General features: G+C 63.2%; 12 protein-coding genes and 1 tRNA gene. 2 read left to right on the forward strand and 11 right to left on the reverse strand.

Translation table 11 applies throughout. The features are described from left to right. The 5 genes from B7Y49_RS14465 to B7Y49_RS14485 form a co-directional block, all read right to left on the reverse strand. A partial coding sequence (locus B7Y49_RS14465) for an EscU/YscU/HrcU family type III secretion system export apparatus switch protein (RefSeq protein ID WP_374128311.1) occupies window positions 1-304 on the reverse strand: 304 nt, incomplete at its 3' end. Between the two features lie 3 nt (window positions 305-307). Beyond that, on the reverse strand, window positions 308-1,069 hold the full coding sequence (locus B7Y49_RS14470) for a flagellar biosynthetic protein FliR (protein ID WP_374128312.1): 762 nt from the start codon (window positions 1,067-1,069) through the stop codon (window positions 308-310). A 12-nt stretch (window positions 1,070-1,081) separates the two neighbouring features. Beyond that, window positions 1,082-1,351: a flagellar biosynthetic protein FliQ gene (locus B7Y49_RS14475; RefSeq protein WP_374128313.1), complete on the reverse strand. Its 270-nt coding sequence runs from the start codon at window positions 1,349-1,351 to the stop codon at window positions 1,082-1,084. Between the two features lie 917 nt (window positions 1,352-2,268). After that, window positions 2,269-2,577 (reverse strand): hypothetical protein, encoded by a 309-nt coding sequence (locus B7Y49_RS14480; protein WP_374128314.1) that lies wholly within the window; start codon window positions 2,575-2,577, stop codon window positions 2,269-2,271. 68 nt (window positions 2,578-2,645) lie between these two features. Further along, window positions 2,646-2,738, reverse strand: a tRNA-Ser gene (locus B7Y49_RS14485). A gap of 174 nt (window positions 2,739-2,912) precedes the next feature. Between B7Y49_RS14485 and B7Y49_RS14490 the strand changes: the two genes are divergently transcribed. Then, window positions 2,913-3,641, forward strand: a complete 729-nt coding sequence (locus B7Y49_RS14490; protein ID WP_374128315.1) for a DUF1134 domain-containing protein — start codon at window positions 2,913-2,915, stop codon at window positions 3,639-3,641. An 82-nt stretch (window positions 3,642-3,723) separates the two neighbouring features. After that, a complete protein-coding gene (locus B7Y49_RS14495; protein ID WP_374128316.1) occupies window positions 3,724-4,464 on the forward strand; it encodes a folate-binding protein YgfZ in 741 nt (246 codons plus the stop codon). A gap of 210 nt (window positions 4,465-4,674) precedes the next feature. Here B7Y49_RS14495 and B7Y49_RS14500 read toward each other — a convergent pair whose 3' ends face one another. The 6 genes from B7Y49_RS14500 to B7Y49_RS14525 form a co-directional block, all read right to left on the reverse strand. Beyond that, entirely contained in the window at window positions 4,675-5,802 is a 1,128-nt protein-coding gene (locus B7Y49_RS14500) for an OmpA family protein (RefSeq protein ID WP_374128317.1), read from the reverse strand. A 124-nt stretch (window positions 5,803-5,926) separates the two neighbouring features. After that, window positions 5,927-6,430: a DUF2793 domain-containing protein gene (locus tag B7Y49_RS14505; RefSeq protein ID WP_374128318.1), complete on the reverse strand. Its 504-nt coding sequence runs from the start codon at window positions 6,428-6,430 to the stop codon at window positions 5,927-5,929. A 16-nt stretch (window positions 6,431-6,446) separates the two neighbouring features. Continuing rightward, the gene (locus B7Y49_RS14510) at window positions 6,447-8,615 is read right to left on the reverse strand and encodes a phage tail protein (protein ID WP_374128319.1); all 2,169 of its coding nucleotides are present in this window, start codon (window positions 8,613-8,615) and stop codon (window positions 6,447-6,449) included. Window positions 8,616-8,618: 3 nt separating this feature from the next. Then, window positions 8,619-9,035 carry an NlpC/P60 family protein gene (locus B7Y49_RS14515; protein WP_374128320.1) on the reverse strand — a complete coding sequence of 139 codons (417 nt, stop codon included), beginning with the start codon at window positions 9,033-9,035 and terminating at the stop codon, window positions 8,619-8,621. Then, on the reverse strand, window positions 9,032-9,844 hold the full coding sequence (locus B7Y49_RS14520; protein ID WP_374128321.1) for a DUF2163 domain-containing protein: 813 nt from the start codon (window positions 9,842-9,844) through the stop codon (window positions 9,032-9,034). Before B7Y49_RS14520 ends, B7Y49_RS14515 begins: the two co-directional genes overlap by 4 nt. Beyond that, a partial coding sequence (locus tag B7Y49_RS14525) for a DUF2460 domain-containing protein (RefSeq protein WP_374128322.1) occupies window positions 9,845-10,519 on the reverse strand: 675 nt, incomplete at its 5' end.

Below are 10,519 nucleotides of genomic sequence, written 5' to 3' on the forward strand. Positions count from 1 at the left end.
CGGCGTCGAGATCGAGCACGCCAGGCTGGTAAGGCAGCATGAACCGCGGCCCGATCTCGGCCAATGCGCGCGCCTGGCCGGTATCGGTTGCCCGTTCAACCCCAACGGAAAGCGCGCGGCGCATGGTTTGGGTAAGGTTGCCGATCAACGTACTGCCGGCCATGCCAACAAAAAGCGCAAGACCCGAGAGCCCGCCCAGAAAGCCAAGCTCGACGCTGCGGGGCACTTGGCCGCGCTCGCGTGCTTTTTTCAGCTTGAAGGGGGTCGGCGCTTCGCTGCGCTCCTGATCCTGTCCTTCGGCCACGGCTCAGCGTACAATCAGCAGCGGCATGATCTCGAGCGCACTGCGCATCAACCGCAAGAACAGCGCGCCCGACATCGATATGGCCAGCGGCAGCACCGCCAACGTGGCGACCGCCTTCAGCTGAAAGCCGAGCAGCATCACGTTCATCTGCGGCAAGGTACGCGACAGAAAGGCGATGGCCAGATCCAGCACAAACAGCACAAGGAGCACCATCCCGGCAAGCCCGACCGCCATCAGGAATACCGCAGCGATGTACGTCATCAAAGCCGCGGGATCGCCGCTGATCGAAGCGGTGCCCAGCGGCACATTGGCGACCGATGCGTCGAGAATCGCCAATAGATCCTGCGGCCCGCCCATCGCAAAGAAAATGGCGGCTGCGGCATAGGCGAACACCGTTCCGACGAGCGGAAGCTGGTTCTTGGTGGTCGGATCGACGAGCACCGCGAGCCCAAACCCCGCCTGAATGTCGATTGCCCGCCCCGCCGTGAGCAATGCAGCAAAGGCAAGCTGAAGCGCCAATGCCAGGGTAACACCAAGAAAAAGCTCGCCAATGACGACCATCGGTAGCCCGGCACCCCAAAACGGCGCGCGCCAGGTCGCCTCTGGATTACCCGCCACCAGCCAGGCCGCGAGGCTGATGCTCAACATCAACCGGACCGTGACGGGTACCCGCAACAGCGTGAAAGGCTGGGCAAAAGCGAGGAGCGGCACGATCCGCAAACTCACCAGCAACACGGCGACAAGCTGATCGGTCAGCGCTTCCAACGCGTCCTGCCTTCAGCCTGCCAATGTGGGAATGGTAAGGTAAAGCCCGCGGGCGAAATCAGTGATCCGCGCGATCATCCATGGCCCGAGCATGATCAGCAACGCTGCCGAAGCAAGCAATTTGGGCACATAGCTCAATGTCATTTCCTGAAGCTGGGTCGCCACTTGCAAAACGCTGATGGCAACCCCGACAATCAGCGTGATTGCTAGAATCGGGCCAGCGACAATCACGCAATTCCATAACATATCATTTAACAGATTAAGAGCGCGATCGGCTTCCACGCCAACTCCTTCGGTGACTGAGACAGGCTTATTGCGGACAGCCCAATCTTAATCATGTAAATGAGTCGAACAATCGAAAATTGATGATATCGGTTAGGCTTTGCCGTCGCTCCACCAACGATTTGGCTATTGCGCCGAAATATTATTCAGATTTGATGCAGAATCTCTTGGACTAAAGGGGCCAACCCAATCAGGCGCAATGACCTTGGGAGTAAGTAAGCGTTCATAGACTCCGAGCCAATCGTTCTGATCACCAGCCAAACGGCATAGCTTTGGGAGGTTTCGGTCTCCGGCATCCCGCGCGACAATTGCAGTAACGACACGTGACCATACTGGCACGCAATGGCAAACAAATGCTCGCGCTCAGTGGCAGGGCTCGGCAAGAGCCTATTATTTAGTGTTTTCTGGCGGTGCTGTCATTCTTGTACGAACTCATCTCTGGACGATCCAGATAGGGTTTTAGGGGCGCCGCTCAGCTGGCGAACGATTGCCATTCGGCCCGTGCGGCTAAGCGGCGTCGATTGAAGGTTTGGCGGTCGACGATGTGGCGTGCAAGTTTGACCCGAAGGGCAGCGAAGCCAACTGGTTATGGACGTTGGCGTGGACCGAGGCGAACTTCTGCAGCATCTTCATTCGCCTGAACCGGAGCATCGCGCGTTCGCTGCGTCGGAACGGAAGGTGACTGTATTCGGCCCGGTTGTTCGCCCATCTGCCCATCTCGCGACGATCGACGTTCGCGAATGGCTGCAGGGTAGGATTTGAGCCCGTCAGTGATGATGGTTTCGGCCGGACCGTGTCGCAACAGCGCCTTCTTCATGAAGGTGAGCGCCGCTCATTTGTCTCGCTTTTTCGTAGGTACCTCTCGAGGACATCGCGTTCGTGATCGACGGCGCGCCAGAGGCAAACCATCTCTCCATTCAGGCTGGTTTCGCTGCCCTTCGGGTCACATTCATCTCATCCAGGTGCCATTTCCAATGGCACACCCCCCGCATCCGGCCGATCCGTCGCCGCCGAATGTCGCCGGCGACCATTCGCTCAAACCTGTTCCACCACATCCGCACGGTTTCATGACACAGGTCAATGCCGCGCTCGAACAGCAAATCCTCGACGATCCGCAGCGAGAGCGGAAAGCGCACATACACCAGCACCATTAGTCGGATCACCTCATGCGACGAGTTGAAACAGCGTAATGGGTAAGGCGCCTTGGCACTGGATTTGCGGCTCATCTGCGCCCGCTAGCAGCCCGCGACGCCGACTGCCTTGTTGCTATGAAAATACCGCTTTATGCCAGCCTTGGCGGAGACGGAGGGATTCGAACCCTCGGTACCAGTAAACCCGGTACGGCGGTTTAGCAAACCGCTGGTTTCAGCCACTCACCCACGTCTCCAGCTGGGCTGCGGTTCAACCGTCGAGATTGCACAGTGCCATGACGCGTCTGGGCGCGAATCTGACTCGTGTCACCGCCTGTTGATTGCACGGCATGCGCACGCGCCGCTATCCTGTCGTCGATGCATCCAGTGAAGGAGCGCCGACCATGCGCAAGGGATTAAGGCTGATATGCATGGTCTTGGCCATCGGCATCGCTGCGGCACCAGCCGGGGCGCAGGTGCGCACGGTCGATCCCAACCGCGCGATCAACGCCGATCAGTCACGAACCCCGCGCGTGTCACCGCCCCAACAAGCGCCACAAGACGCCCGGGTTGCTGATCCGCGCGGCGACCCCGTTCCATCCGAAGCAGCAGATCCCACCAAGGCAGCCAATGGCGCCTCCGATCCGAATGCCGCAGAAACGACCACGGTCACGGCCAACACCTATCGTCGCACCGATTTGTTCAGTGCGGGTGAACGCGTGTTCGGGAAAGGTGCCGAGGGGCTAGGCGGCATTCTGGAAAAGATCCTGAAGGAACAGGGGGAACCCAATGCCTATATTGCCGGGCGGGAGGCATCGGGCGCGGTCGTGGTTGGGCTTCGTTATGGATCGGGGATCCTGTCGCACCGCATTGAGGGCGATCAGCCCATCTATTGGACCGGACCATCGGTTGGATTCGATCTGGGCGGTAACGCCTCAAAAATCTTCGTACTCGTCTATAATCTATACGACACCGAAGACATTTATCGGCGCTTTCCTGAGGGTGAGGGGCATCTCTATTTCGTCGGCGGATTCTCTGCCACCTATCTACGCCGCGGCAACATTGTGCTGATCCCGATCCGACTGGGCGTCGGCGTGCGCGCAGGCGTCAACGTCGGTTACATGAAGTTCCGCAAGAAACAGCGTTGGCTGCCGTTTTGATCTGGGCGACATTTTCGCCGTCAGATGGGTCCGCGCGCTACTTCCCGCTTGCTTTTATGCCCAGTCACCCCAACTCGGCCCGATGACTGATCCATCTGACGGCACAATGCTGGCCGATCGTGCGCTGCTCCGCTTGGCGGGGGAGGATGTTGCAGGGTTCCTGCAAGGCTTGGTGACGCAAGATACTACGCTATTGGGACAGGGCCCGCAGTGGACGGCGTTGCTAAGCCCACAAGGCAAGGTGTTATTTGATTTCCTGCTTTGGGCCGATGGCGAGGCGGTAATCGTCGATGCGGAAGCGTCGGCGATTGAGTCGCTGGCCCGTCGATTGTCGATGTACCGCCTGCGTCGGGCGATCACGATCGAGTCGGTTGCCGCCGCTGTGCATTGGTTGCCGCATCCCGGCCAAGGCAGCCCCGACCCGCGTCTTGCGGGACTAGGGTACCGATGGCTGGGCCCGCCCGGTACGCCAACCGAAGCATGGAAAGCCCACCGCCTGCATCTCGGCGTCACCGAAGGAATGGATGAACTCGGGAATGGCACCACGCTTTGGCTGGAATGCAATGCGCGCGAGCTGAACGGGGTCAGCTTCACCAAGGGCTGCTATGTCGGGCAGGAAAATACCGCGCGAATGCATCACCGCGCCAAGGTGAACCGCCGTCTGATCGTCGCACCGATTGGCGAGAGCAGTGATCGCACGCGCGCGCGCTATGAAGCGCTGGGCCTGATGGTCGAATGGCGCCGCGTCGATGCCCTGGGCAACGCACTCATTCCCGATTGGCTTGGCGCTGCATTGGCTGACACCAGCACCGTCGAAGACTGACACCGGGCAGATTGCCGATCGCTCGACCCTCTCGGGCGAGATAGGATCGCAACATTTGCGGATTTGGCGGTTTGCGCAAGCCGCGCGATTTTGCCGCAGTGAACATCTTAGTCTTATGCGGCGCGGCTTTCACCCCGCACCGGCGCATCAACAAAAAAGGGGAGCCGGCATGATGCCGACTCCCCGATTTTTGACTGATACAGGTCTAGCTTAGTTGCCCGAACCTGGACCGTAGGTGACTTCCACGCGACGGTTCTGCAGTTCGCGAACGCCATCGGCGGTCTCGACGAGCGGACGGCCTTCGCCGAACGCCTGGGTCGTGATGACACCGGCTGGGATCGAACGCGACGACATGTAGCCCTTCACTGCGTCAGCACGACGCTGCGAGAGAGCAACGTTGTACGCTGGGGTACCCGAACGGTCAGCGTGACCGGCGAGCATGACCTGCGCATTGCCGCAATTCTGATAGGCCGTGATGGCGTTATCGAGAATGCCCGCTGCTTCCGGCGTGATGTTCGACTTATCCCATTCAAAGAACACGATGAACGGACCAGGCGAGCAAACCACTTCCACCGGCGGCGGAGGCGGCGGCGGGGGTGGCGGCGGAGGAGGCGGTGGTGGTGGTGGCGGCGGTGGCGGTGCTGCCGGTTCGCCGAAGTTGTACGTCAGACCAGCAAGGATGCTGTGCGAACGATAGGTGCCTTCGTAGTTGCGGCCCCGCACGTCGACGAACTTGGCGTTCGGCGCGGTGAAGAAACGATACTTGAGCGACGCATCAACATGGCTGCTGAGCGGCTTACGGATACCGGCCAAGCCCTGATAGGCAAAAACCGTGTCCGAATCGTCAAGGAACGAACCGAAAGTGCTGATCGAGTAGTTTTCAGCCTTGACGCGGGCAACACCCACACCGCCGCCGACAAAACCCTGGATGCCGTCATCGTCGCCGAAGTCGAGCAAGCCATTGACCATGAAGCTGAGCGCGGAGGTTGAACCACCAACGCCACGGCGGTTCGCGCCTGGCTCGTCACGGAGAGTACCCGTCGACGTAAACACCGGAACCGTCAAAGTCGACGAGTAGGTGTCGACGTTGGCGCGGCGATAGCCGACTTCAGCTTCGACGCGGAAAGCACCGAAGTCGTAACCGATGTTGCCATCGAAATCATACCCATAGGTGCTATCGAGCTGGGCAGCGTTAGGAACAGTACCAATGTCGAACTGAATATCTTCGACCAGCATGCCACCGCCATCAACGCCAACGTACCACGAGTTATCGCGGGCCATGGCAGGTGTGGCGAGTGCGGTGGAGGCAAGTGCCAGTGAAACGGCGAGCTTCCGCATCATAATCCCCTTTCTTGAGTGTCACTACGGACAGCCCCAACTCCCTAATCAAAGGTTGGTTTCCACGCAAGCGCGCAAATACTCGAGACTGTGACGAAAAGGCCACAAAAGCGGGAAGAACGCGCTATCCCGCGATCAGTCCATGCGCCCTCAACGCAGCCAGAATTGACGTAATCGCTGCCCGGGCTTCAGTGTCTGCCGTGGGTCCGCCGATGGGCGCCGCAATGGCTTCTCGCTGCGGGCCGATGACCTGTTGGTTGCCAACCATCAACCGGGCTGCCCGGCTTTCGCCAACCACCCAGACGCCCGCAGCAAACCGGGCTTGCAAGGCGTCGGCAAGGCTCCAGACCGTCATGCCATCGGACGGCGCCACAAAGCGCCAGCCGCCGCCCGTCCACCCCGCCAGGTGAGTCGCAGTACCGGACCAGGCGCCCGTCGGCGATGCCCCGACGATCCAGCTCTGGCCTGGTGATGGCGCGGTTGGCGGCACGTTCAGGCCGATCTCGACAACAACGGGCTGCACGGCCAGATCAAGCAGAACCAATGCTTCATTATGATACAGTTCTTTTTGGGCCTGGCCCGGTTGCAACATCGGCAGCGCGAACCTGGCAGTCTGGGTATCGCTCATGGGGTCCTCCGGATGATCAGGGTAACAACAGAATCGCGGGGGGTGATTCGCCGCTGGCGCCGCGCTGCCGAACCGCAATCATGGTTCCGCTAGGCGCTGCGTCACCAGCGATCGTGAGAGTCGGCTGGGTCGTTTCGATGCGCAGCGGCCCGCTGCCGCCGGGGGGGTGCACGTCAACGCTGTAGGCTTCACTTTCTTCACCCAACGGTGCATCGACTCCGTCGATCCACCGCCACCCGGCCCGACTGCGGCGCACCCAATCGATCGACAGATCGGCACCGTTCTCGCGGACGCGCACATGGGCAGGCGACGGTGGCCGCACCGACGCGCCGCTCGGCACGACATCAACCCTGACCGGGCCTGCCACATCGCCAATCCCCGACGCCATCACCCCCACCCCCGATCCAAGCATGGCAAGCGGCAGCTCGATCGTGGTCAGGCTGTCATCCTCGATCAGCACGAAGCGATCGCCAATCGCCTGTTTCCCTGCTGCCGCTTCGCTGCCCCGCCGCCCGCGCAGCAACCGGCTTAGCCGCCAGCGTGTCACGCCGATCTGTTCGGCCTGTCCAAACTGGATGAGTTCATCCCCCAGCAGCGCCAGATTGGCCCCCGAATCGAGCGCAGAATCGTCGGCAGAGGCCAGCGCCATCCCACCATGCGCCAGTTCCACTTCAATGATGGTTGCCAAATCGCGCAGCGTTGAGGGACGCTCCGGAACCGGAGTCACCAGCGCTCCGATCGTCGCGGGCGCCGCAGTGCTGCCGGCCGCCGTCCAGCCCACCCCGCCATCCATGCTGGTCAGTAGCGCGGCACGTCGCCAGCCCGGGCTTGCCCCCGCCGCCGCGACGAGCAAGCGTGCGGTGTCCAACGGGCGATCCCCGAGCACCGGAAGCTCGAACACGTGCATTATTGTCGGGCCATGCACGCTATCGGCGCTGGCGAGCACCCGTCCCGAGCTCGCCGGGGACGACGCAGGTGCATGATCATCCAGCCGGACCAGATCGAGCGCCACGACCATCGCCTCAAGCGTCCAGCGCGCCACCCGCCAACGGCCGGCGACGCCCGCAATCGTCACCGTTGCCCCCGGCACGATGCGCAGGCCGCGCCAGTCGAGCGCAATCTCGCGACGCTCACGGCCGGATTCGGCACGGGCAAGCGTGCGATCCGCCATCGTCTTGGCGGCTGCCGCATCAATCGCGGCGGGCAGATCGATTCGGTCGCTCCGGTTGCCCGCGCCTGGCCGTCGCGCCCGCTGCACCCCGGTCTGGTAATCGCGGGCCGGGTCATAATGCGCGACTGTGATCGTCTGCGGCACGGTGCCGATCGGCGCGACGGCGCGACGCCGCCGTTCGCCGCGCGCGCCCTGCGCGGCCGCACCAACATCCTCGATCGGGTGTGCCGGGCCTTCGGCATCCCGCATCGTCAGCATGGCCCCGCTCGGCGAAAACCACGCGCCGCCTGCCGCCGCCAGCGTCTCCAGCACCCCGCGCGTCCCATCACCATAAGCAGCGAAGCCCGACAGCGGCATCGCTACGGCGCTGCCGTCGATCAGCCCGTCGCCGAGCGCCTCGGCCATGGCACCGATCGCCACCGGCCCAGGATCGGCGATGACCTCAAAGGTAAGCGAGGGGATGCGGTTGCCGTAATCTGCGAGCTGGAGCATCTCAAACACGGCATAGGCGCAGCCGCGATGCGCGGGCGCCAGGTCCGCCCCTTCCGCCGCCACGATCAGCGGATCAGGTGCTTGCCCTTCGCCACCCAGGTGCACGCGAAAGCCAGTGCTCGTTTTCAGATCACCGCCTGCACCGCGCAACAATTTGCCGTCCGCCCATATCCGGCCGATTTCGATAATCGGCCGAGCAGAGAGCAGCACTGCGAATGAGGCCGCATAGCTGAAATTGGTGACGCTCGGCTGCCCCTTGCCGCCGCTGCTTTTGGCCTTGGTTTCGATGAGGTCGGTCGACCAGATCACCGTGCCGGCCACCCGCATCGTCCCGAAAAGCTGCGGGATGGGCGTGCCATAAGAGGAAGTCTGCACCGCCAGCTCGGTCAGCCGCGGCCCTTGCCGCCCCTTGGGCTTGAACAGCACGCCACGGTCGATCGTTTGGCCCAGAATCGCCCCAATCGCGCCGCCAATCGGCCCGCCGACCACACTGCCGACGGCGGTCAGGATCACCGTTGCCATCATCTATTCCTTTCGGTTCGCCACCCGCCACCGGCCAATGATGGGCCAGGGCGGCGCGCCGGGCCGCTCGACCACGCGCCGCAGCTGCGCATCGGCATGGATGATCCCGCCCCCGTCCGGGCCGTCAGCGCAGTCAATCGCAAGGTGCAGCTGGCCTGGACCTGCGCGCAGCAGCAGCACGTCCCCGCTCTGTGGCTCGGTCGCGGCCTCAAGCCCCGCCGCCTCGATCATCGCCGCCATGGCCACGGCATCGCCGCTGCGCAGCGCATAACCGGTCGGCACCGGCGCGTTGCATCCGCCCGCCTTCACCGCGAGCGCGACGAGGCCCACACAATCGAGCCCATAAGCCGGATCGCGCCCATGCAGGCGGAACGGTACGCCAATCGCCGCACGCGCCGCGGCCAATACGGCTTCGCTCATCCGCCGGGATAACGGGTCAACAGGTCGATCCCCGGCAGATAGGGTTCGCCGCGAAAATTGAGCGCATTGCCGAACCGGGCAGCGCAGGTGGCGATGCTCTTGTCGCACCCTTCCGTCAGCTCGACGAGCGTCCCCGGCACGATTGCGTGATGCGGGGTAGAGCGCAGTGTCACTCGCGCGCCGTCGGATGCAGAAATCGCGCTGGACAGGCCCGCATTGCCGCCGCTGATCCAGCGCAACAGGCCTAGTGCATAGGCACCAGCCACGGGTTCCGATGTGTCGAGCGTCACCGCCTGCCCCTCGACCGCCACGACGCGCGCGAACTGGCGGCGGCCTGCCATCGGCACGCGACAGCGTTTATCGCCCAGATCGGCCCGGCATTCGGGCGATGTCTCCTCAACGACCGGCCGATCGAGTACCGCCCCTGCCCCGCGCAGTTCGGCGGTAAAGCCATGGTCGCGCATCTCGACCGCGCCAATCTCACCCGCACCCAGATCAACCCGGCCCGCCTTCCCCTCCCAATCGACCGCAAAGATCGACACGCGCGCGCCATCCCATCGGCCTGCGAGGAGATCGTCCTCGTTGATCGCCGCGCTCGACAGCGCCCCCGATACGTCCATGGTATCGGCCTCAAGCGTGTCGGTGCGCGTGATCGCAGACGGTGTCATGCCCGGCGCCGCGCGGTGCAGCAGTCCATCGATCATCAAGTCGCGGTCATGATCGGTCAGCCCGATCGCGATGCCGTCGCGCCGCTCGATCCGCCAGCACAGCGCAATCGTGGTCAGCGGCCCCGCCAGAAAGTCGCTCATTCAACCCTCGCGAATTTCGATCAGCGGTACGCTGGGGGCAGCACCGGCCAGGAAAGTGGCGCGATTGACGCTCAGGCTGTCCTCGGCGAAGCGCACCGCCACATCGAAACGGAATCCCGCCGTTACCGCGAGCCCGGCCGCAGGCGCGGTATCGAGCACCACCCAGCCGCCGTCATCGACGCTGAACGCGCTCGTCTCCACCCCGCCCACCGCCACGCGCACGCTGCCCGCCACGGGCCGGGTGATGCGCCGAACGCTTTCCGCATAGGCCTTGGTGAGCGCAAAACGGCTGGTGGTGCCGTCGCCTGTGCCGATCCGCTGGTCGCCGGGCGTCGGCACCCCCGTGCCCGAGGCGGAATCGAACGGATCGCGCAACCGAAAGCCTCGCGCCGGCCCCATCCGCGCCCGGAAAAACGCCAGCAACGCCGCAATATCGGCTTCGGATCGGATACCGGGGCCAACATCATAGCGGGTGCGCGCATGGCTCCAGCTGGCATTGCGCACTTCATTGCCGCCCGCGCTGGTGACGATCGCAGTGGAGAATTCAGGCGCCACCTCTGCCTCGCGGCCAAGCGCCAGCGGAAACAGCACATCGTCAAACGGGTCCACCGCTCCCTCCCCCTCATCGAAATGGATAAAACCGTCGCGCAGCACCTGCGGCAGCGCCCAGATGAA

The sequence above is a fragment of the Sphingomonas sp. 28-62-11 genome, from assembly GCF_002278865.1.
Lineage (GTDB): Bacteria > Pseudomonadota > Alphaproteobacteria > Sphingomonadales > Sphingomonadaceae > Sphingomonas.

Coding starts and splice junctions, on each gene's coding strand:
- B7Y49_RS14495 (WP_374128316.1), top strand. CDS start 3,724: ATGACTGATCCATCTGACGGCACAATGCTGGCCGATCGTGCGCTGCTC.
- B7Y49_RS14515 (WP_374128320.1), bottom strand. CDS start 9,035: ATGAGCGAAGCCGTATTGGCCGCGGCGCGTGCGGCGATTGGCGTACCG.
- B7Y49_RS14500 (WP_374128317.1), bottom strand. CDS start 5,802: ATGCGGAAGCTCGCCGTTTCACTGGCACTTGCCTCCACCGCACTCGCC.
- B7Y49_RS14520 (WP_374128321.1), bottom strand. CDS start 9,844: ATGAGCGACTTTCTGGCGGGGCCGCTGACCACGATTGCGCTGTGCTGG.
- B7Y49_RS14505 (WP_374128318.1), bottom strand. CDS start 6,430: ATGAGCGATACCCAGACTGCCAGGTTCGCGCTGCCGATGTTGCAACCG.
- B7Y49_RS14480 (WP_374128314.1), bottom strand. CDS start 2,577: ATGAGCCGCAAATCCAGTGCCAAGGCGCCTTACCCATTACGCTGTTTC.
- B7Y49_RS14510 (WP_374128319.1), bottom strand. CDS start 8,615: ATGGCAACGGTGATCCTGACCGCCGTCGGCAGTGTGGTCGGCGGGCCG.
- B7Y49_RS14490 (WP_374128315.1), top strand. CDS start 2,913: ATGGTCTTGGCCATCGGCATCGCTGCGGCACCAGCCGGGGCGCAGGTG.